Source organism: Ochrobactrum sp. C6C9 (assembly GCF_022627935.1).
GTDB classification, from domain to species: Bacteria; Pseudomonadota; Alphaproteobacteria; order Rhizobiales; family Rhizobiaceae; genus Brucella; species Brucella teleogrylli.
Genome location: NZ_JABXGB010000012.1, coordinates 13368 through 34813 on the forward strand (window position 1 = coordinate 13368; position 21446 = coordinate 34813).

A 21446-nucleotide genomic window follows, 5' to 3' on the forward strand; every position below is an offset into this window, starting at 1 on the left:
CCGGTGAGCAACCATAAATCACCATCCGCCGAGCGGGGCGGTTCGACGGCGCTTTTCATTCGTCGTCCGGTCTTCGCCTTTGTCGTCAATGTTCTGATCGTCGTTGCGGGCCTTGCCGCTTTTACCGGCGTCGATATTCGTGAATTGCCCGATGTGGATCGTCCGGTGGTTACGATCAGCACGGATTTCAGCGGCGCGTCCGCCGAAACCATCGACCGCCAGCTGACGCAGGTTCTGGAAAACGCCGTTGCGCGTGTTTCCGGCGTCAAGTCGATTTCCTCCACCTCGTCCTTCGAGCGCAGCCGCGTGACGGTTGAGTTCAATGACGGTGTCGATCTCAACGTTGCCGCTGCCGATATGCGCGATGCGATTTCACGCGTCGCCAACACGGTGCCGGAAGAGGCCGATCCATCCCGCATCATCAAGGCGGATTCGAACGCCGATCCCGTGATGCGACTGGCCGTGACGTCGGACTCCATGTCGGTCGACGACATGACCGTGCTGATCGAAGATCAGATTCAGGATGTGCTGTCGGCAGTGCCGGGCGTGGCCGATGTGCAGATCAATGGCGACCGCGCCAAGATTTTTCGCATCGATATCAATCAGGCGCGCCTTGCAAGCTACGGGCTGACGCTGGCCGATGTCGCGACCGCGCTCAATTCCATGGGGCTGGATGCGCCAGCCGGATCGCTGCGCAGCTCCGATCAGGCCATCGTGGTGCGCGCGACGGCCAATCTGGAAAAGCCCGAAGATTTCGAGAATGTCTATATCAAGGGCCGTACACAGGTCCGAGATATCGCCACTGTCACGCTCGGCCCCGATGTGGAAAGTTCTGCCGTGCGTTCCAACGGCAAAATGGCAATCGGCCTTGGCATCGTGCGTCAGGCGCAGTCCAACACGCTCGATATTTCGCAAGGCGTGCGCGCCGCCGTTGCCAATCTTCAAACGACATTGCCGCCGGGCGTGAACATCGCCGTCACCAGCGATGATGCAAGCTTCATCAATGGCGCCATCCACGAAGTCGAGATTGCGCTGATCGCTTCGGTGATCATCGTGGTAGCGATCATCTTCATGTTTTTGTGGGATATTCGCGCCACGCTCATTCCGGCGCTCTCCATGCCGGTGGCGCTGATCGGCACCGTCGCAGCGATTTATCTTGCGGGCTTTTCCATCAACATCCTGACATTGCTGGCGCTGGTGCTTGCCACCGGCCTTGTGGTCGATGACGCCATCGTGGTGCTGGAAAATGTCGTGCGTCGACGCAATCAGGGCATGGGGCCGCGTGCTGCTGCCGTGTTGGGCACGCAGGAAGTGTTCTTTGCCGTCATCGCGACCACCCTGACACTTGCCGCCGTGTTTGTGCCGATTTCGTTTTTGCCGGGGCAGGCGGGCGGCCTGTTTCGTGAGTTCGGCTTCGTGCTGGCCATTGCGGTTCTGCTGTCGTCGGTCGTCGCGCTGACGCTGTGTCCGATGCTGGCCTCGCGCTTTCTGAAAGAGGGAAGCGGCGAGACGGAAGGTGCGCATGGACCGCTGTTCCTGCGCCGGATTGGCGGCGCGCTCGCCGGTTTCTATCGCAAGACGCTCCATGCCTGTCTGGCCGCGCCATGGGTGGTCGTGCTGGTGGCGCTGCTTTTCGGTGGCGCGTCGGTCGTGGTCTTTGGCACGATCCGTCAGGAACTGACGCCGTCGGAAGACCGCGCGGTGGCGCTGCTGCGCATCAATGGCCCGCAAGGCATCAGTGTTGATTTCCTGCAATCGCAGCTCAACAAGATCGAGGAAGCCATCCAACCCTTGCGCGACGATGGCGAGATTGTCACCACCTATGCCATTGCGGGTTCCGGTGGCTCCTCCAACAATGGTTTCATGGTGCTGACGCTCGCGCCATGGAAGGAGCGTCACCGCAGCCAGCAGGAGATCATGGCGGATATCACGAAGCGGGTGCAGAACATCACCGCCGTGCGTATTTTCTCGACGCAGCCGAACAGTCTTGGCATTCGCGGCGCGGGTAACGGACTGCAATTCGCCATTGTCGGCAGCGACTACGCCAAGCTTCAGCCTGCCGCGCAGGCCGTGGTTGCGGCGCTGGAAAAAGATCCGCGCTTTGTGCAGCCGCGCCTGTCGGTGGAGCCGACGCAGCCGCAGCTTTCCGTCGAGATCAACCGTGAGCGCGCCTCCGATCTTGGCATCGACATTACCGGCCTTGCCAATGCCGTGCAGTCGGTACTGGACGGGCGCAAGATCGGCTCTGTCTATGTCGGCGACCGCAGCTTCGACGTGAAGTTTGTCGCGACAACCAATCCGATCAACGATCCGACGGATTTGGAAAACATCTTCATGAAAGCGGCGGACGGTCGCTATGTGCCGATGTCGTCCATTGCAACCGTTGTTGAAAAGGCGGTGCCGCCGCAGCTCGACCGAGAAACGCGCCAGCGTTCGGTGGCCATCACCACTGGCCTGCGCGCCGATTTCGCGCTCGGCAATGCCTTCACGGCAGCACAGGAAATCGCCGCGCCGCTATTGCCGCCGGGCAGCCATATCATTCCGCTGGCCGAAGCCTCGACGCTCAGCGAAACCTCCACCGGCCTTGCCATGGTATTCGGCTTTGCCATCATCATCATTCTGCTGGTGCTGGCCGCGCAGTTCGAAAGCTTTGTCAGCGCGCTGATCGTCATGGCGACGGTGCCGCTCGGTCTGGGCTGTGCGGTTGTCGCGATGATGCTGACCGGCACCAGCCTCAATGTCTATAGCCAGATCGGCCTTGTGCTGCTGGTCGGCATCATGGCCAAGAACGGCATTCTGATCGTCGAATTCGCCGATCAGCTGCGCGACAAGGGGCTGAGCGTACGCGAGGCGGTCGAGGAAGCATCCAATATCCGCCTGCGTCCGGTCTGCATGACCATGATTTGCGCCGTGTTGGGTGGCGTGCCGCTGGTGCTAGCAAGCGGAGCGGGCGCGGAAGCCCGCGTGGCGCTCGGCTGGGTGATCGTCGGCGGTCTTGGCCTTGCAACCATTGCGACGCTTTATGTGACGCCGGTGGCCTATCTGCTGCTCGGACGCTTCACCAAGCCGAAGGTCGAGGAAGAAGCGCGTCTGCAACGCGAGCTTGTTCGGGCCGTGGCTCTGGAAGAGAAGCTGAAGTAAAAATACTGGCTATGCAAACAAAAACCCGGAAGCACGCTTCCGGGTTTTTTCTTTTTGAGATGGCAATGATTATTTCTTCATCGCATCAGTGACCTTTGTGGTCCAGGCGCCTTCCGGCTTCTTGGTGATGACCGGATCGGAGCCGCCACCAAGCAGCGTTTCGACCGTGCGGTCGGCAGCGGCAACATCGAGCGTGCCGTCCGAGCCGTCGATCAGCTTGCCGATTTCCTTGACCATGCGTTCCTGAACTTCCTGCTTCTGCGCACCGGAAGAATCATTGTCGAGAATGATTTCGGCGGCTTCATCCGGGTGTTCGGACGCATATTGCCAGCCCTTCATCGAAGCGCGGACAAAGCGTGCCAGCTTGTCGACCATGGCTGGGTCATCGAGGCTCTTTTCGAGCACATAAAGCCCGTCTTCCAGCGTCGCGACGCCCTGTTCTTCATAGGGGAAGACGACGAGCTGGTCGGCAGGAATACCGGCATCAATAACCTGCCAATATTCATTATAGGTCATAGTGGAAATGCAGTCGGCCTGCTTCTGGATCAGCGGATCGACATTGAAGCCCTGCTTGAGAACAGTGACCCCATCCTTGCCGCCCGTGGTCGGGATTTTCAGATGGTTCATCCAGGACAGGAACGGATATTCATTGCCGCCGAACCAGACGCCCAACGTGCGGCCCTTGAAATCTTCCGGCTTGGTGATGCCCGTTTCCTTGCGGCAGGTCAGCATCATGCCCGACTTCTTGAAAGGCTGCGCGATGTTGACCAGCGGCACGCCCTTTTCGCGGGTGGCGAGCGCCGACGGCATCCAGTCCACCACCACATCCGCACCGCCACCGGCGATCACCTGTGGCGGGGCCACGTCCGGACCGCCCGGCTTGATCTCGACGTCGAGCTTTTCTTCTTCGTAGAAACCCTTGTCCTTGGCCACGTAATAGCCTGCGAACTGGCCCTGCGTAACCCATTTGAGCTGCAAGGTCAGCTTGTCGGCGGCCATGGCGGTCGTGCTCATGAGTGCCAATGCAAGTCCGGCTGTTGCAAGGCCTATGGATAGTGCCTTCTTCATGCTTGGTTCTCCTCTGGTTAACGGTCCCGCCTTATGGTGGCGGATACCGGATCTGCTTACATCTGCGTCTTTCCTGCAAAAGCACTTCGCGCTTTCGCCGGAAAGGCTTCACCCCCGCCTGTAAGAAGGGTGCCAGAATGTCACTTTGCGCTCGATCAGCGCGATCAGCCCGTAAGAGAGCGATCCCGCCAGGGCGGCCACGAAAATTTCGGCCCAGACCATGTCCACATTCATGCGGCCGATCTCAGCCGAAATGCGGAAGCCCATGCCGACAATCGGCGTACCGAAGAATTCGGCCACGATAGCGCCAATCAGCGCAAGCGTTGAGTTGATCTTCAGCGCGTTGAAGATGAACGGCATGGCGGCGGGCAGGCGCAGCTTCACCAGCGTCTGCCAGTAATTGGAGCCATAGGTCTCCATCAGGTCGCGCTCCATCGATCCGGTGCTGGCAAGGCCTGCAACCGTATTCACCAGCATGGGGAAGAAGGTCATGATGATGACGACGGCAGCCTTCGACTCCCAGTCGAAACCGAACCACATCACCATGATCGGCGCGACGCCGACGATGGGCAGCGCCGCCGCCAGATTGCCGAGCGGCAACAGGCCCTTGCGCAGGAAAGGGATGCGATCTGCGATGATGGCCGTGATGAAGCCAAGCCCGCAACCGGCGACATAACCGATGATGACCGCCTTCATGAAGGTCTGGCGGAAATCCGCCCAGAGGATCGGCACGGAATCGACAATCCGCGCCCAGATGGCGGAAGGTGCAGGTAGCAGCACTTGCGGTATGGCGAACAGCCGGACGGCTGCTTCCCACAGCACCAGCATGGCGATGCCGAACAGGGCAGGGACCGCGATGTTGAGAAGTTTCTGGCCCTGCGGGGTGCGGGCCTTGAGGCTGGAAACCCAGCCCACAATCACCCACGATACCACAATGATGGTGATAACGGAGAGAATGCCGGTCATCATGCAGCAGCCCTTTCCGGTTTCGCACCCATGCGGCTGTTGACGATGCGCGCTACCAGCCCGACCAGTGCGACCAGCACACCCGCCATCAATGCGGCGGCGATGAGCGCCGCCCAGATCTGCACCGTCTGCCCGTAATAAGAGCCAGCGAGCAAACGCGCGCCAAGTCCGGCCACGGCGCCGGTCGGCAATTCGCCGACGATTGCGCCAACGAGACTGATGGCAACGGCAATTTGCATCGATGTGAACAGGAACGGCATGGCCGCAGGCCATCGCAGCTTCCAGAACACCTGTGCGCGGGACGCATTATAGGTTCGCATGAGGTCGAGATGCATGACATCCGGCGACCGCAGCCCCTTCACCATACCAACGGCAACGGGGAAGAAGGAAAGATAGGTCGAAATGAAGGCTTTCGGCAGCAGGCCCGATATGCCGATGGCATTCAGAACAACGATAATCATTGGCGCAATGGCGAGGATCGGGATCGTCTGCGAGGTGATGATCCACGGCATCAGGCTCTTGTCGAGCGTGCGCGAATGGACGATGCCGACCGCAAGCGCGATGCCAAGAAGCGAACCCAGCGCGAAGCCCAGCAGCGTAGAGGACAGCGTGACCCATCCATGATAGACGAGGCTGCGCTTGGATGTGGGCTTGACGTCGAAAACGGTCTTCCAGATTTCCTGCGCCACCTGATGCGGTGCTGGCAGAACCGGGCGCTCCTGGTTCATCGTATTGGCGACGAGCGTGGAAAACGAAACCTCGGTCCCGGCGCGCTCTGCCTGATCGCGCTCGAATGGCGCATTGAGAAAAACGGCCAGCCCATACCAGAGCGCGACGAACACGGCGAGAACCGTCGTCACGGGAATGAATTTGTCGTGCAGGAAGGCTTTCATTTGCGGCCTCCTGCATATAGGCCGAAAGCTCTACTCATGAATATGCCCCAGCCGCAGGCCTTCGCGCACGCGATGGGCGATTTTCAGGAAAGCCTCCGATTCACGAATATCCAGCGTCCGATCCGGTCCGAGGTCGCAGTCGATGATTTCATGAATGCGGCCCGGACGCGGGCTCATCACCACGATCTTGGTGGAAAGAAACACGGCTTCCGGGATCGAGTGGGTCACGAAGATGACGGTTTTGCGCGTCGCGGCCCAGAGTTTCAGAAGCTGTTCGTTGAGGTGGTCGCGCACGATTTCATCGAGCGCGCCAAAGGGTTCGTCCATCAAAAGCATGTCGGGGTCAAACGACAGGGCGCGCGCGATGGAAGCGCGCTGCTGCATGCCGCCGGAAAGCTGCCATGGAAACTTCTTGCCAAAGCCGGTCAGATTGACGAGCGCGAGGTTCTTCTCGATCCGCGCCTGACGCTCCGCCCTGGAATAGCCCATGATTTCCAGCGGCAGGCTGATATTGTCCTCGATCGTGCGCCATGGAAACAGGGCTGCTGCCTGAAACACATAGCCATAGGAGCGGTCAAGCCGTGCCTGTTCGGGCGTCATGCCGTTGACCGTGACCGAGCCGGACGTCGGCTGTTCGAGATCGGCGACCACACGCATCAGCGTGGTCTTGCCGCAACCCGAAGGACCGATAAAGGAAACGAACTCGCCGCGCTGGATCGCGAGGTTGATATTGGACAGCGCATGGACCGGCCCGTCATTGGTCTCGAAAACCAATGACAGATCCTTGATGTCGATTACCGTCTGCGCATTCTCCAAGCCCCTCTCCGGGGCCATGCTGTCATTCACATTCATGCGCGGTTCCCGAAGCTGAGCTAGAGCCATGTGTCAGACCCCTATCGGCATATGTTCTGCGCTGCGTTCCACCTTACGCGGAGCGACGATTTCCTTCCACTGCGACAGCGCCTTGTTCACCGCGCCGTTCGGCTCGCGTTCGATGAAGCGACCATCGCCCGGCTCGGCGGTAACCTTGCCCTTGTTATAGGCAACGCGACCGCGAGAGAGCGTCACGACCGGCAGGCCCTTCAGCTCAAAACCTTCGAACACATTGTAGTCGATGGAGGAGTGCTGTGTCCTGGCCGAAACCTTTTTGGTGGCTTCCGGGTCCCAGATCACCAGATCGGCATCGGCCCCCGGCAGGACAGCACCCTTTTGCGGGTAGATGTTGAGGATCTTCGCAATATTGGTCGAAGTCACCGCCACGAATTCGTTCGGCGTCAGACGACCGGTGCGAACACCACGCGTCCACAAAACCGGAAGGCGCTCTTCCAGACCGCCGGTGCCGTTCGGAATTTTGGTGAAATTGCCGATGCCATAGCGCTTCTGCTCGGTGGTGAAGGCGCAATGGTCGGTCGCCACGCATTGGAGGCTGCCCGCAGCAAGACCCGCCCACAGGCTATCCTGATTGACCTTGTCACGGAACGGCGGCGACATCACGCGGCGCGCCGCATAATCCCAGTCCTTGTTATGATATTCGCTTTCATCCAGCGTCAGATGCTGGATCAGCGGTTCGCCAAACACGCGCATACCCTTCTGTCGGGCGCGGCGGATTGCTTCGTGGCTCTGCTCGCAGGAAACATGCACGACATAAAGCGGTACGCCTGCCTGATCGGCGATCATGATGGCGCGGTTGGTGGCTTCGCCTTCCACTTCCGGCGGGCGGGAATAGGCATGGGCTTCCGGCCCGTTATTGCCTTCGGCCATCAGCTTGGCCTGCAAATGGGCGACAACATCGCCGTTCTCGGCATGAACGAGCGGCATGGCGCCCAATTCCGCGCAGCGCTGGAACGAGGCGAACATCTCGTCGTCATTCACCATCAGCGCGCCCTTATAGGCCATGAAATGCTTGAAGGTGTTGATGCCGCGCTTCACCACTTCGGCCATCTCGTTGAAGGTGCGCTCGTTCCAACCGGTAATCGCCATGTGGAACGAATAATCGGTGCGCGCCTTGCCCGCCTTCTGGAACCATTCCTGAAGCGCGTCGAGGAGGTTGCCTTCGGAATCCGGCAGCACGAAATCGACCACCATGGTCGTGCCGCCCGCAAGGGCCGCCGCCGTGCCGGTGTCGAAATCGTCGGACGAATAGGTGCCCATGAAGGGCATTTGCAGATGGGTATGCGGATCGATGCCGCCGGGCATGATATAACAGCCGGTCGCGTCGATAATTTCATCGCCGGTCAGATTGTCGCCAACGGCAGCAATCTTCTCGCCTTCGATGAGAACGTCGGCTTTAAAGGTGCGGTCGGCGGTAATGACGGTGCCGCCTTTGATGACCTTGGATGCTCCAGTCTTAGCCACTGTTCGTTCCCCTTTTTGGTTTTGTATGAACACAGGTGCTGTATTGGATGGCAGTGAAATCAGCTTACAATTTCAGCAGTCTCCAATACGGCATGCAGAAGCACGTCGGTTCCCGCCGACGCCCATTCCTTCGAAATTTCCTCATCCTCATTGTGGCTCAACCCGTCGACGCAGGGGCACATGACCATTGCCGTCGGTGCAACGCGATTGACCCAGCAGGCGTCGTGGCCAGCGCCGGAAACAAGATCGCGATGGCTGTAGCCAAGCCGTTCGGCGGCATTGCGGATAGCTTCCACACAGCCCTTGTCGAAGGTGACGGGATCAAAATGGCCAGCCACTTCGATTTCGATGCCGATGCCCAGTTCCTCGGCAATCTTCGGCGCTTCCTTTTCGAAACGCGCCTTCATGCCGTCCAGCACATCCTGATTGGGCGAGCGGAAATCCACCGTGAACACGACCGTGCCCGGCAGGACATTGCGCGAATTCGGCGAAACATCGATATGGCCGACGCCGCCAACCGCATCCGGCTGATGCGCCATGGCGATTTCGTTGACGAGTTGCAGCATCTTGCCAAGGCCGAGGCTGGCATTCTTGCGCATCTTCATCGGCGTCGAGCCGGTATGCGCTTCCTTGCCGGTCAGCGTCACTTGCAGCCACCACAGGCCCTGACCATGGCTGACAACGCCGATATCCTTGTTTTCAGCCTCAAGGATCGGCCCCTGTTCGATATGCAGTTCGAACATGGCGTGAATTTTCCGTTTGCCGACCGGCTCGTCGCCTTTCCAGCCGATGCGCTCCAACTCATCGCCGAATTTTTTGCCCTTGGCGTCAGTGCGCTGATAGGCCCAGTCCTGATCCAGCACGCCTGCAAATACGCCGGAAGCCAGCATGGCAGGCGCGAAGCGGGTGCCTTCCTCATTAGTCCAGTTGGTGACCACGATGGGGCGCTTGGTGCGGATGTTCATGTCGTTGAGCGTGCGCATGACTTCGAGCCCGCCCAGAACGCCCAGAACGCCGTCATATTTGCCGCCGGTCGGCTGCGTGTCGAGATGGCTGCCCATATAGACGGGGTCGGCATCGGCGTCTTCGCCGGGGCGCAAGAAAAACATGTTGCCCATGGTATCGACGGTCATCGACAGTCCGGCCTTTTCGCACCAGGACTGGAAAAGCTTGCGGCCTTCGCCGTCTTCATCGGTCAGCGTCTGACGGTTATTGCCGCCGCGCAGACCAGGGCCAATCCTGGCCATGTCCATCAGGCTGTCCCACAGGCGGTCGCCATTGACTCTGAGATTGCTGGTGAGCACCATGCGCTCGACCTCCTCATTGTATGGATGCGTTGGACGCCGCGCCAAATCTGCCTAAGGCTCGTATCCACTCGCTTATAAGTTCCCGCGACCCGGCTCTTTGGCCACAATATTCTTGCCTGAATTGCAAAAACTTGACTAGTTGGTCAAAATGCAGGCTAGAAGAGCGTTCGAAGACGGTCAAGCGCTTTTGAAAAATTCTACACTGCCGAAAGGTGTCAAATGGCCACAGCCCCTTCAGCACCCCCATCTGCGGACCCAACCGCGCCCGAAAAGACGGAAGGTGCGACGCGTATTCAGGGCATCAATCGCCGGCTCATTCTCGACGCGGCGCTGGAAGTGTTTTCAAACTATGGATTTCGCGGCTCGACCATCGACCAGATCGCCGAGAAGGCGGGCATGTCGAAGCCGAACCTGCTCTATTATTTTCCGCGCAAGCAGAACATCTATGTCACCGTGCTGGAAGATACGCTGGCCACATGGCTGGAGCCTTTCGAGAATATCGACCCGGAGGGCGACCCGTTGGATGAATTGCGCCGCTATATTGCGGTGAAGCTGGAAATATCGGCCAAAAAGCCAGAAGCCTCGCGCCTGTTCGCCAATGAAATTCTACACGGTGCTCCCGCCATTTCCGATTTTCTGAAAGGGCATCTGAAGCAGCTTGTCGATGAAAAGGCGGCGGTCATCCACCGCTGGATCGCCGAAAAGCGCATCGCGCCGGTTGATCCTTATCATCTGATTTTCACGATATGGGCGGTGACGCAGCATTATTCCGATTTCTCGGTGCAGGTTTCCGCCATTCTCGGTGACCGGACCCAGAAGCCCGGCTTTTACGACGAAACGGCAGCCGCTGTCAGCGCCGTCATCCTTGACGGAATCCGCCCACGGGAAGAAGTTGCCGCATCATGAAAACGATTCGCATTTCAGCAGCCATCATTCGCGACGAGGCAGGCCGGTTCCTGCTCGTGCGCAAGCGCGGCAGCGCGATATTCTTCCAGCCCGGCGGCAAGATCGATGCGGACGAACAGCCGGAAATCGCGCTTATTCGCGAGATCGAGGAAGAACTTGGCATTCGCATCGACGCCAGCCAATTGCGCTATGCGGCGAAGATGTCGGCCCCAGCCGCCAATGAGGTGGACGCCACCGTGGAAGCAGAGCTTTTCCATCTCACGCTGAAGGACGGTCAGGTGCCGGTCGCTTCCAGCGAGATTGAGGAACTGCTGTGGAACCCGCCCGGCGATCAGACCCGCCCGGTGGCACTGCTGTCACAGAGCATTCAGGCGCGTTTCAAGGATTCGTGACGCGAGCGGTTCCTGTTAAAACGGAATCGTGGAACCGCTCTATCTATTTGTTTTTACGCATTATCCTACGCATCGAAGCGGGACCAGAAATCAGTCCAGTGGACTGATTTCCCCGCGTAGGCGCTACGCACTTTTGCTGGAAATGCTCTAGCTTGCAAAGCGTCGGGTTTTGCCCGGCGCTTTGTCTTTGCTGGATAGCGTTTATTCAGCCGCTTCCTTGACCGCCATCGGATTGTTCGGATGGGTGGTCCAGTTGGCGTAATCAGGCATGATCGGCGCCTTGGTGCGTGGATCGACGCCGCCGATCTGCTCCATGGTGATGCAGTTCTCGACCGGGCAGACATTGACGCAGAGATTGCAGCCGACGCATTCCTCGTCGATCACCTCGAAATGGCGCGCGCCATTGACGAGATTGGTGATCGCCTGATGCGAGGTGTCCTCGCAGGCGATGTGACAGCGACCACATTTGATGCAGAGATCCTGATCGATGCGCGCCTTGGTGACATAGTTCAGGTTCAGATACTGCCAGTCGGTAACCTGCGGTACGGCCATGCCGCGGAAATCGTCGAGCGTTTCATAGCCTTTCGAATCCATCCAGTCCGACAGGCCGTCGATCATTTCCTGCACGACCTTGAAGCCGTAGGTCATGGCCGCCGTGCAGACCTGCACCGTGCCGCAGCCGAGCGCGATGAACTCGGCTGCGTCGCGCCATGTCGTGATGCCGCCAATGCCTGAAATCGGCAGGCCGTGGGTTTCGGGATCTCGGGCGATTTCCGCCACCATGTTGAGCGCAATGGGCTTTACCGCCGGGCCGCAATAGCCGCCATGGCTGCCGCGACCGTCAATGGAGGGCACCGGCGACATGCGGTCGAGATCGACCGAGACGATGGAGTTGATCGTGTTGATCAGCGACACGGCATCCGTACCCGCCGCATGCGCGCCGCGCGCGGGCTTTCGAATATCGGTGATATTGGGCGTCAGCTTGGTGATCACCGGCATGCGGCTATATTGCTTGCACCATTTGACGACCATGGCGACATATTCCGGCACCTGGCCGACGGCGGCACCCATGCCGCGTTCGCTCATGCCATGCGGGCAACCGAAATTCAGTTCGATGCCATCGGCGCCGGTTTCCTCGACCAGAGGCAGGATCGCCTTCCAGGCTTCCTCCTCGCAAGGCACCATGATCGAGGCGATCAGCGCGCGGTCCGGCCAGCGCATCTTTACCTCTTTCATCTCGCGCAGATTGACCTCCAGCGGACGGTCGGTGATCAGCTCGATATTGTTGAGGCCGAGCAGCCGCCGGTCGGCGCCGTGGATCGCGCCGTAACGCGGGCCGTTGACATTGACTACCGGCGGGCCTTCCGCGCCCAGCGTCTTCCAGACAACGCCGCCCCAGCCCGCCTTGAAGGCGCGCTCGACATTATAGGCCTTGTCGGTCGGCGGGGCGGAAGCCAGCCAGAACGGATTGGGCGATTTGATTCCGAGAAAATTCGTTGAAAGATCAGCCATGTCCTGAACCTCCTCAGCCTTGCTCGTTGCCAAGCTGGGTCGTTGCCCAATGATCGGATGGGACGTTGCGGTCCCGCGAGGGAGCAGCCGTGTGGTGCGCGCCGCCGGAAAGCACGGCTTCCGCAAAGCCTTCCACGGCCTGCGGACGCCGCGTCAGCGTGGCATGGATCGATTCAGCGGCAATCTTGCCCGCCTCGACCGATGCGACCGTCAGGTCCTTGCCGCCTGCAACGCAGTCGCCCCCCGCCCATATGCCTTCAACCGTGGTTCGGCCTTCCGCATCTGCGTTGATCCGGCCCTTGGCCATGCCGATACCGGAGCCGCGCAGCGGTTCTGGATCGAATGTCTGGCCGATAGCCTTGAAGACCTGATCAGCTTCCAGCGTCAAATATTCGCCCATGCCGACCAGCTTGCCGTCCTGATTGCCGGTATATTCAAAGGTCACGGCATGGACGGTGCCGTCGCCGCTGCGTTCCAGCGCATGGGGTCGCAGCCAGTGCCGGATGACGACGCCATGGATCTGCGCCAGTTCCTGCTCGTAGGCGCTGGCATTCATGCTTTCCTGACCGCGCCGATAGACGACGGTAACATTTTCCGCGCCGAGCTTCTTGGTCTGGATGGCGACGTCGATGGCCGTCATGCCGCCGCCGATGACGACCACATTGCGCCCGACGGGGAGGGCGGAGAGGTCCTTGGCCTGACGCAGATTGGCGATGTAATCGACCGCGTCGAGCACATTGGGCGCATCTTCGCCGGCAAGGCCAAGATCGTTCACGCCTGGCAGCCCCATGCCGAGGAACACCGCATCATGGCCCGCTTTCAGCGCTTCGATGGTGATGTCCTGACCGAGCGTCTGGTTGTATTCGATCGTGATGCCGCCGATTTCCAGCACGAATTCCAGTTCGCGCTGGGCGAAATTATTGACGGTCTTATAGGCCGCAATACCATATTCGTTGAGACCGCCGCCCTTCGGCCGCGCCTCGAACACGGTGACCTGATGGCCCTTCATGGCCAGACGATGCGCTGCCGAAAGACCGGCGGGACCAGCGCCCACCACGGCAATATGCTTGCCGGTTTCCGCTCCACGCTTGAAGGGCTGCTTGCCTTCGGCCATCAGAACATCGGTGGCATAGCGTTGCAGATTGCCGATCTTGACCGGCTTGCCCTCTGCCGTTTCGCGCACGCAGACTTCTTCGCAGAGCGTCTCCGTCGGGCAGACGCGGGCGCACATGCCGCCCAGAATGTTTTCGCTCAGGATTGTCTTGGCCGCACCGACCGGATTGCCCGCATTGATCTGCCGGATGAACAGCGGAATGTCGATGCCCGTCGGGCAGGCATTCATGCAGGGCGCGTCATAGCAGAAATAGCAGCGGTCGGATTCGACAATGGCTTCGTGCCGCGTCAGCGGCGGATGCAGATCGTCGAACACATGCGCATATTCACCGGCGGCAAGGCGCGCGCCGTGAATGTCAGGCGTGTGGCCCGTTTCTGCATCAATGGATGAACTGCCTGCGGATCCCCTCGTGGAAGGATTCATGGATCGCATCTCCCATTTTTATCTACAGTATTGGCCCAAAAGTCCGGATCGACCTTTGGAAATCACGATGCGTAGAAATGCTTCGGAGCGACCTTTGTGCGCCCTTGCGGACGCCTTGGTGCTCCATGCGACATGCGGGTTCCCTTTGCGCAATGCCGCTCATGTCCAGGCTGCAATCTTGCTGTTGCTTGCTCCGGTTATGGTTAGGATGACAGATTTTTTCGGAAGGTCAAATTTTTTATCATCTGGTCAATTTATGATTCCCGAGCATTGCCAGCAAAAGTGTGAAACGGTTTTGCGTTCGGAAATGCGGCGCTCAAAAACTGTCAAGAAATAGGCGATGCGAGGCACCGCTTTTCAAGGCAGATAGATGGTTTGAAATTATGCTGTTCTCGCAGAGGCTTCGGATGCAGCTTCGGCAATATTGGCGAAGAAGCGGTCGGCCACTTTGCGCGCGACAGAACCGAGCAGCTTGGTGCCGAGCTGGGCAATCTTGCCGCCCGCATCGCCGCGTATGGTATAAGACAGGATTGTTTCGTCGCCATCTTCGGTCAGCATCACGTCGGTCACGCCATGCGCAAAACCGGCAATAGAACCCTCGCCATGGCCGGAAATCGTATAGGAGGCTGGCGGGTTCATGTTGGACAATTCCAGCATGCCGTGGAACCGGACTTTGACAATGCCGAGATTGACTTTCAACGCAGCGCGGATTTCGGTTGGCGACAGACGCTCGATATCCTCGCAGCCGGGAATGCAGTCTTTCAGCGTCTCGATGTCGTTCAGCGCATCCCAAACCGCCTGTCTTGGCGCTGCTATGCGTTCTTCACCTGTCAGGTCCATGCTTTGCTCCAGACGCGTGCTGCTATCAATGTAATTTGATTGATAAGATGTATATGGCAATCTATCCAAATAGGAAGTTTCGGTGATTTAATTGCCACAAACTTTCTTAAACTGCCCTAATATGCGGAATTAAATCGATTTGATTCGGGAGTAGCATCATGGCAAGAGACGCGACGAAGCTTGAAGCAACGGTCGCTAAGCTGAAAAAGCACTGGACGGAGAAAGCCCCGCACGACATGCGCGCGGCATTTCAATCCGATCCGGGCCGGTTCGAGCGTTATTCGCTGTCGCTGGACGATCTCTTGTTCGACTGGTCGAAATGTCGGGTCAATGACGAGACCATTGGGCTTCTGAAAGAGCTGGCGCTGGCCGCAGACGTGGAAGGCCGCCGCGCTGCCATGTTCGCAGGCGAACATATCAACAATACCGAAGACCGCGCCGTGCTGCATGTGGCCTTGCGCGACACATCGTCGAAGGAAGTGCTCGTTGACGGCCACAATGTGCTGCCGGATGTGAAGCAGGTTCTGGATCGCATGGCGGCCTTTGCTGACGGCATCCGTTCCGGCGCGCTAAAGGGTTCGACGGGCAAGAAGATCACCGATATCGTCAATATCGGCATTGGCGGTTCCGATCTCGGCCCGGTCATGGCGACGCTGGCGCTGGCGCCTTATCACGATGGTCCGCGCGCTCATTTCGTGTCCAACATCGATGGCGCACATATTGCCGACACGCTGGCTCCGCTCGATCCGGCGACGACGCTGATCATCATCGCCTCGAAGACCTTCACCACCATCGAAACCATGACCAATGCGCAGACGGCGCGCAAATGGATAGCCGATGCGCTGGGCGAGGCGGCGGTCGGCGCGCATTTCGCTGCCGTGTCGACGGCGCTCGACAAGGTTGCGGCCTTCGGCATTGCCGAAGAGCGCGTCTTCGGTTTCTGGGACTGGGTCGGCGGTCGCTATTCGGTATGGTCGGCGATTGGTCTGCCGGTGATGATCGCTGTCGGTCCCGAAAATTTCCGCAAGTTCCTCGCCGGTGCCCATGCCATGGATGTGCATTTCCGCGATGCGCCGATGGACAAGAACCTGCCCCTGTGGCTCGGCCTGATCGGCTACTGGCACCGAGCGATTTGCGGCTATGGCAGCCGCGCGATCATCCCCTACGATCAGCGCCTTTCGCGCCTTGCGGCCTATTTCCAGCAGCTCGACATGGAATCGAACGGCAAGAGTGTGACTGTGGACGGCAAGCCGGTTTCCGGCCCGACCGGTCCGGTTGTCTGGGGCGAGCCCGGCACCAACGGCCAGCACGCTTTCTTCCAGCTTCTGCATCAGGGCACCGATACGATCCCGCTGGAATTCATCGTGGCCGCCAAAGGGCACGAACCGGAACTCGATCATCAGCATGAAATGCTTTTGGCCAACTGCCTTGCGCAGTCGGAAGCACTGATGAAGGGTCGCACGCTCGACGAAGCCCGCGCCCAGTTGCAGGCGAAGAAGCTGCCGGAAAGCGAAGTCGAGCGGATCGCGCCGCACCGTGTTTTCTCCGGTAACCGCCCGTCGCTGACGCTGGTGCACGACAAGCTCGATCCTTATGCGCTGGGTCGCCTCGTCGCGCTTTATGAACACCGTGTGTTCGTGGAAGCGCAGATTTTCGGCATCAATGCCTTCGATCAGTGGGGCGTGGAACTGGGCAAGGAACTGGCCACCGAATTGCTGCCGGTGGTTTCCGGCAAGGAGACGGCAGGCACCCGCGACGCCTCCACGCAAGGTCTTGTCGCGCATCTGCACGCACGACGCAAAGCTTGACGGCATAATCCTGCGTAATAGAAATAATGTGGAGCCGGGTTTGTTGTACCAGACCCGGCTTCATTCGTATGAAAATGAAATGGGATGTGAAATGAAGACTGAGATCATCGAATTTGCGGGCGACGTACCGGGCAATGCCATCGAACTGCGTGTGCTGCGCTTTGCAGGCAAGGGTGGCGATGCGCCGACAGCCTATCTGCAATCCTCGCTGCATGGTTCGGAGCTGCCGGGTCAGGCCGCACTTCATTTTCTCATCCCGATGCTGAAAAAGGCTGGCGAAGAAGGCCGCATTCTGGGCAACATCACCGTGGTGCCACAGGCCAATCCGGTGGGTTCCAACCAGTGGCTGGCCTATCAGCATCAGGGCCGTTTCGAGATGTTCTCGGCGGTGAACTTCAATCGCGCATTCCCGCTGCTGCCGGATTTCGATACCTCGGAACTGCCCGGTCCCGATGCGCCGGAAGCTTTGGCCAAGCGGCTCAAGGCGACGCTTCTCAAGCTCGCATTGCCGAACGATATCGTGCTTGACCTGCATTGCGACGACGAGAGCGAAAATTATGTCTATATCGCGGAGGAATTCGTGGAGGACATGAAGGATCTGGCGGTCGCGCTCAATTCCACAGCGATCCTTGCATGGGACACCACAGCTGACGCTGCTTTTGAGGAAGCCTGCGCGCATCCCGTTCTGCAACTGCCGAAAGACAAGCGCGATATGAAGCGCCGCGCCGTGACCACGGTGGAATTCCGCGGCCTGACCGATGTTTACGCCGATATGGGCAAGGGCGATGCGGAAGGTCTTTATAAGTTTCTCGTGCATCGCGGCGTCATCCGCGACGAGAGCGTCAAGCTCGACCTCGACTATAAGGGCCTCATATCGCCGCTTTCGAACGTCGAAATGGTCCGCGCACCGCAAGGCGGCATGGTGTTCTTCCATGTCGAGCCGGGCGATCAGGTGGAAGCAGGCGCGAAGCTCGTCACGATTGTCACCGTGCCGGGCGAACCGGAACACGACATCGTCATGACCGCGCCGCAGGCCGGTCGCATCCTGACGCGCCGCTCGCTGCGTTATGTGCGCCGTGGCGACGATCTCCTGAAACTGCTCGGTGCCAAGCCGTCTTCCGTCAAGAAGCGTGCGGGCGCACTCGAAGCATGAGTGCGACGCCCTTTGCCGACCGCCTGAAAAACATCCGTGCCGTTCTTTTCGATAAGGACGGCACACTGATCGATTTCGACCGCACATGGTTTTCGGTTTCGTGGACACTGGCGCAGCGTTCTGCCCAGTGTTTGGGAAAGGGCGACGAGCCGCATGCGCGCTCCCTGCTTGATGCCGGTGGCTATGACTGGACGGCAAAGCGTTTTCGCGCCAATTCGGTGATTGCTGCGGGAACGGTGGAAGACATCGTCTCGCTCTGGCATCCGGAACTGGACGACGCTGACCGGCGCAGCCTGATCGGCGAATATGACCGCTATGCGGTGGCGGAGGGCGCGCGTTCGGCGGTCGCCATCGAAGGCCTGCGCGAAACGCTGGAAGCGCTGCGCGCCATGGGCTATCGGCTTGGCATTGCGACGAATGATTCCGAGGCGGGCGCCCATGCGACGGCCAGGGCGCTCGGCATTGAGGGCTTCTTTGAAGTGATCATCGGTTATGACACGGCAGCGCGCCCAAAACCCTTTCCCGATCCATTGCTGCATTTCGCAGAGAAGCTGGGGCTTCAGCCGCGTGAAATCGCCATGGTGGGCGATAATCTGCACGATCTCGAAACAGCGCATGCGGCGGATGCGGGACTGGCCATCGGCGTCCTGTCGGGCAACAGCCCGCGTGAGGCGCTGGAACCGCATGCCGATGTGGTGCTTCAGTCCATTGCCGGTCTGCCGCAACTGCTGAAAGCCATACCGTAAAGCTTTCCGTTTTCTGATCTTTCGTTCAGAAGAATTCATCGCAGTGACCCTTGCGGAAGCGGGGTCCTGCGGTAGCATGGCCGGATTACAACCTCATCCGAGCTTAAGTCCATGATCCTTATCGGCCAATATGATTCACCCTTCGTCCGACGTGTTGCAATCGCCATGCGCCTGTATGGCCTGCCATTCGAGCATTGGCCGTGGTCTACATTTGGCGACCGTGACCGACTGGCGGATTATAATCCGCTCAGCCGTGTGCCGACCTTGTTGCTCGACGATGGCGATGTGCTGATCGAAAGTGCGGCGATCCTCGATTATCTCGATGAGATTGCCGAGGCGGGAAAACCGCTGATCGCTGGTCACGGCATTGAACGGCGTCAGGCGTTAAAGATTTGCGCGCTGGCCACGGGGCTTGCCGACAAGGCGGTGAGCCTTCTCTATGAGGGGCTTTTGCGCAAGGAACAGTCACCAGTCTGGGTGGAGCGGTGCGAAACACAGATCGGGCGTGTGCTCGACGTTCTGGAGCAGGACTTTTCCGCGCGCGGTTCGCCGTTCTGGTTCGGTAACGATATCGGGCACGCGGATATCGCGGTTGCCTGTGCGCTGCGGTTTGTTGGCGAGGCCCATGGGCATCTCGTCGACGTCGAGAAATATCCGGCGCTGGCGACACTCGCCGGGCGCTGCGAGGCGCTCGCACCTTTTCAGGAAATCGTGCAGCCGCTTGCCCCGCCATCGGCCTGATCTAGAGCATTTCCAGCAAAAGTGCGTAGCGCTTTAGCGTGGGATAATGCGTAAAAACAAATAGATAGCGGTTGCCCGATTCCATTTTACCCGGGACCTCTCTAAAGAGAAAAGCCGGGGAGAAAACCCCGGCTGTTGATTTTTGCGATCAGTCGCGCAATTCGCGGCGCAGGATTTTACCCACATTGCTCTTCGGCAGGCTTTCGCGGAACTCGATTTCGCGCGGGCGCTTGTAATTGGTCAGCCGTTCGGCACAGAAGGCCTTGACCTCGTCTGCCGTCAGGTTCGGATCGCGGCGCACCACATAAAGCTTCACCACTTCGCCGGAATGCTCGTTGGGAACGCCGATGGCGGCTGATTCCACAATGCTCGGATGGCCTGCTGCGACTTCCTCGATCTCGTTCGGATAGACGTTGAAGCCGGAGACGAGGATCATGTCCTTCTTGCGGTCGACAATCTTCGTATAGCCGCGCTCGTCCATGAAGCCCATGTCGCCGGTGCGGAAAAATCCGTCCGGCATGATGGCGCGGGCGGTTTCGTCGGGACGGTTCCAGTAGCCTTTCATGACCTGCGGGCCGCGCACGCAGATTTCGCCGACTTCGCCGAGCGGAAGATCATTGCCGTCATCGTCGCGGATGGCAATTTCGGTCGAAGGCATCGGCAGGCCGATGGTGCCGCTGAATTCGGTCGCGTCCAGCGCGTTGGCGCTGGCGACCGGCGAGGTTTCCGACAGGCCATAGCCTTCGGTGATCAGGCAACCGGTCATGTCATGCCAGCGTTCGGCCACCGGGCGCTGCACGGCCATGCCGCCGCCAAGCGTCAGGATCATCGGCTTGAAATCCAGCGTCTGGAAATCGGGATTGTTCATCAGCCCGTTGAACAGCGTGTTGAGGCCGGGGAAGATATGGAACGGATATTTCTTCAGTTCCTTAACGAAGCCCGGAATGTCACGCGGATTGGGGATCAGGATGTTGCGCGCGCCAAGTTTCATGCCGTAAATCGCATTCACGGTCAGCGCGAAGATGTGATAGAGCGGCAGCGCGCAGACAAAGTTCAGCGCTTTCGGCCTGCCCTTGATGCGGAAGGCCACCTCATTCCACAGTTCCATCTGCTCGACATTGGCGAGAATATTGCTGTGGGTGAGCATCGCCCCCTTGGAAATGCCGGTCGTGCCGCCGGTATATTGCAGAAAGGCGAGGTCCGAACCTTCGACGGGAACCGGATTGAACGACTTCGACCTGCCTTGCGCCAGAGCATCCTTGAAGCTGACATGGCCGGGAAGGTTCCAGGCCGGAACCATCTTCTTGACCTTGCGCACCACCAGATTGACGATGTGGCCCTTGAGCCCCAGCATATCGCCCATGGAGGCCACGATGATGGTCGACAGCTTGACGGCGGGCAGGGTCTTTTCAACGGTCGCAGCGAAATTCTCCAGCACGATCAGCGCCTTGGCGCCGGAATCATTGAGCTGGTGTTCCAATTCGCGCGGCGTATAGAGCGGATTGACATTCACCACGACGAAGCCCGCGCGCAGGACGGCGGCGATCGCGATGGGATATTGCAGCACATTCGGCATCATGATGGCGACACGGTCGCCCTTGACCAGTCCGCGCGATTGCAGGAATGCGGCGAGCGCCCGCGCATTCTCGTCGAGCTCTTTAAAGGTCAGGTCCTTGCCCATGCAGGTGAAGGCAGGATTGCCGGGAAACTGACGGCAGGCGGTAGCGATCATGTCACCAATGGACATGGCGCGGTTCAGCTCGAACTCATGGGGAACGCCAGCCGGATAGGATTGCAGCCAGTAGCGGTTCAACTGTCCGGGTGCAGGCTTGGCCTGCTGCGCCATGACGGTTTCGGTTGCAGATGCACTTTGCCCTGTCGCTTTTTTCGCCATTTTTTCTCCCCGGATCGCTCCGTCCGTTGCAGCTGGAGCGCCTGCGATCCCATCACCGGACCGGCGCTCTGATCGTTTGTTCGTGCACATCGCATCCGAAAGCCATTTCACAGTTTTCGGAATGTCTTCCAGCGGAACGTCATCCGCCCATCTCCCAAGCTGGCCCGTCCTCCCGGTCAGCTCCCTC

General features: G+C 59.3%; 17 protein-coding genes. 7 read left to right on the forward strand and 10 right to left on the reverse strand.

Going from position 1 to position 21446, the window contains the following annotated elements; genetic code table 11:
* Window positions 1-3 precede the first annotated feature (3 nt).
* Window positions 4-3141 carry an efflux RND transporter permease subunit gene (locus HWD97_RS11455; protein WP_109370160.1) on the forward strand — a complete coding sequence of 1046 codons (3138 nt, stop codon included), beginning with the start codon at window positions 4-6 and terminating at the stop codon, window positions 3139-3141.
* A gap of 69 nt (window positions 3142-3210) precedes the next feature.
* On the opposite strand, the gene HWD97_RS11460 is transcribed toward HWD97_RS11455, so the two are convergent.
* The 6 genes from HWD97_RS11460 to HWD97_RS11485 form a co-directional block, all read right to left on the reverse strand.
* Window positions 3211-4209, reverse strand: coding sequence for an ABC transporter substrate-binding protein (locus tag HWD97_RS11460; RefSeq protein ID WP_109368314.1), 999 nt, complete (start codon window positions 4207-4209; stop codon window positions 3211-3213).
* A gap of 108 nt (window positions 4210-4317) precedes the next feature.
* Complete coding sequence (locus HWD97_RS11465; protein WP_121537214.1) at window positions 4318-5178, reverse strand: ABC transporter permease; 861 nt, start codon at window positions 5176-5178, stop codon at window positions 4318-4320.
* Window positions 5175-6068: an ABC transporter permease gene (locus HWD97_RS11470; RefSeq protein WP_121537216.1), complete on the reverse strand. Its 894-nt coding sequence runs from the start codon at window positions 6066-6068 to the stop codon at window positions 5175-5177. Before HWD97_RS11470 ends, HWD97_RS11465 begins: the two co-directional genes overlap by 4 nt.
* 30 nt (window positions 6069-6098) lie before the next feature.
* Complete coding sequence (locus HWD97_RS11475; RefSeq protein WP_371830796.1) at window positions 6099-6950, reverse strand: ABC transporter ATP-binding protein; 852 nt, start codon at window positions 6948-6950, stop codon at window positions 6099-6101.
* 3 nt (window positions 6951-6953) lie between these two features.
* Entirely contained in the window at window positions 6954-8423 is a 1470-nt protein-coding gene (hydA, locus tag HWD97_RS11480; protein WP_121537220.1) for a dihydropyrimidinase, read from the reverse strand.
* A gap of 59 nt (window positions 8424-8482) precedes the next feature.
* On the reverse strand, window positions 8483-9730 hold the full coding sequence (locus HWD97_RS11485; RefSeq protein WP_121537222.1) for a Zn-dependent hydrolase: 1248 nt from the start codon (window positions 9728-9730) through the stop codon (window positions 8483-8485).
* Between the two features lie 219 nt (window positions 9731-9949).
* Between HWD97_RS11485 and HWD97_RS11490 the strand changes: the two genes are divergently transcribed.
* A complete protein-coding gene (locus HWD97_RS11490; RefSeq protein ID WP_121537224.1) occupies window positions 9950-10636 on the forward strand; it encodes a TetR family transcriptional regulator C-terminal domain-containing protein in 687 nt (228 codons plus the stop codon).
* Window positions 10633-11028 (forward strand): NUDIX domain-containing protein, encoded by a 396-nt coding sequence (locus HWD97_RS11495; protein ID WP_121537226.1) that lies wholly within the window; start codon window positions 10633-10635, stop codon window positions 11026-11028. The genes HWD97_RS11490 and HWD97_RS11495 overlap by 4 nt, the downstream gene beginning before the upstream one ends.
* Before the next feature lie 201 nt (window positions 11029-11229).
* On the opposite strand, the gene preA is transcribed toward HWD97_RS11495, so the two are convergent.
* From preA to HWD97_RS11510, 3 genes are all read right to left on the reverse strand, one after another.
* The gene (gene preA, locus HWD97_RS11500) at window positions 11230-12540 is read right to left on the reverse strand and encodes an NAD-dependent dihydropyrimidine dehydrogenase subunit PreA (RefSeq protein ID WP_109368322.1); all 1311 of its coding nucleotides are present in this window, start codon (window positions 12538-12540) and stop codon (window positions 11230-11232) included.
* Between the two features lie 13 nt (window positions 12541-12553).
* Window positions 12554-14077, reverse strand: a complete 1524-nt coding sequence (locus tag HWD97_RS11505; protein WP_371830797.1) for an NAD(P)-dependent oxidoreductase — start codon at window positions 14075-14077, stop codon at window positions 12554-12556.
* A gap of 381 nt (window positions 14078-14458) precedes the next feature.
* Window positions 14459-14917, reverse strand: a complete 459-nt coding sequence (locus HWD97_RS11510) for a carbon monoxide dehydrogenase subunit G (protein WP_109368324.1) — start codon at window positions 14915-14917, stop codon at window positions 14459-14461.
* A 158-nt stretch (window positions 14918-15075) separates the two neighbouring features.
* On the opposite strand from HWD97_RS11510, the gene pgi reads away from it, so the two are divergent.
* The 4 genes from pgi to HWD97_RS11530 all read left to right on the forward strand — a co-directional run bounded on the left by pgi (window position 15076) and on the right by HWD97_RS11530 (window position 19365).
* Complete coding sequence (pgi, locus tag HWD97_RS11515) at window positions 15076-16725, forward strand: glucose-6-phosphate isomerase (protein ID WP_109368325.1); 1650 nt, start codon at window positions 15076-15078, stop codon at window positions 16723-16725.
* A gap of 91 nt (window positions 16726-16816) precedes the next feature.
* Window positions 16817-17878: a succinylglutamate desuccinylase/aspartoacylase family protein gene (locus HWD97_RS11520; protein ID WP_109370161.1), complete on the forward strand. Its 1062-nt coding sequence runs from the start codon at window positions 16817-16819 to the stop codon at window positions 17876-17878.
* Window positions 17875-18624 (forward strand): HAD family hydrolase, encoded by a 750-nt coding sequence (locus HWD97_RS11525; RefSeq protein WP_109368326.1) that lies wholly within the window; start codon window positions 17875-17877, stop codon window positions 18622-18624. The genes HWD97_RS11520 and HWD97_RS11525 overlap by 4 nt, the downstream gene beginning before the upstream one ends.
* A 111-nt stretch (window positions 18625-18735) precedes the next feature.
* Window positions 18736-19365: a glutathione S-transferase family protein gene (locus tag HWD97_RS11530; RefSeq protein WP_109368327.1), complete on the forward strand. Its 630-nt coding sequence runs from the start codon at window positions 18736-18738 to the stop codon at window positions 19363-19365.
* Between the two features lie 148 nt (window positions 19366-19513).
* Here HWD97_RS11530 and HWD97_RS11535 read toward each other — a convergent pair whose 3' ends face one another.
* Window positions 19514-21259, reverse strand: coding sequence for a long-chain fatty acid--CoA ligase (locus HWD97_RS11535; RefSeq protein ID WP_109368328.1), 1746 nt, complete (start codon window positions 21257-21259; stop codon window positions 19514-19516).
* Between the last annotated feature and the right edge of the window lie 187 nt (window positions 21260-21446).

Coding starts and splice junctions, on each gene's coding strand:
- HWD97_RS11520 (WP_109370161.1), top strand. CDS start 16,817: ATGAAGACTGAGATCATCGAATTTGCGGGCGACGTACCGGGCAATGCC.
- HWD97_RS11470 (WP_121537216.1), bottom strand. CDS start 6,068: ATGAAAGCCTTCCTGCACGACAAATTCATTCCCGTGACGACGGTTCTC.
- HWD97_RS11505 (WP_371830797.1), bottom strand. CDS start 14,077: ATGAATCCTTCCACGAGGGGATCCGCAGGCAGTTCATCCATTGATGCA.
- HWD97_RS11460 (WP_109368314.1), bottom strand. CDS start 4,209: ATGAAGAAGGCACTATCCATAGGCCTTGCAACAGCCGGACTTGCATTG.
- HWD97_RS11490 (WP_121537224.1), top strand. CDS start 9,950: ATGGCCACAGCCCCTTCAGCACCCCCATCTGCGGACCCAACCGCGCCC.
- HWD97_RS11510 (WP_109368324.1), bottom strand. CDS start 14,917: ATGGACCTGACAGGTGAAGAACGCATAGCAGCGCCAAGACAGGCGGTT.
- HWD97_RS11495 (WP_121537226.1), top strand. CDS start 10,633: ATGAAAACGATTCGCATTTCAGCAGCCATCATTCGCGACGAGGCAGGC.
- HWD97_RS11475 (WP_371830796.1), bottom strand. CDS start 6,950: ATGGCTCTAGCTCAGCTTCGGGAACCGCGCATGAATGTGAATGACAGC.
- HWD97_RS11485 (WP_121537222.1), bottom strand. CDS start 9,730: ATGGTGCTCACCAGCAATCTCAGAGTCAATGGCGACCGCCTGTGGGAC.
- pgi (WP_109368325.1), top strand. CDS start 15,076: ATGGCAAGAGACGCGACGAAGCTTGAAGCAACGGTCGCTAAGCTGAAA.
- HWD97_RS11535 (WP_109368328.1), bottom strand. CDS start 21,259: ATGGCGAAAAAAGCGACAGGGCAAAGTGCATCTGCAACCGAAACCGTC.
- HWD97_RS11525 (WP_109368326.1), top strand. CDS start 17,875: ATGAGTGCGACGCCCTTTGCCGACCGCCTGAAAAACATCCGTGCCGTT.
- HWD97_RS11530 (WP_109368327.1), top strand. CDS start 18,736: ATGATCCTTATCGGCCAATATGATTCACCCTTCGTCCGACGTGTTGCA.
- HWD97_RS11465 (WP_121537214.1), bottom strand. CDS start 5,178: ATGATGACCGGCATTCTCTCCGTTATCACCATCATTGTGGTATCGTGG.
- preA (WP_109368322.1), bottom strand. CDS start 12,540: ATGGCTGATCTTTCAACGAATTTTCTCGGAATCAAATCGCCCAATCCG.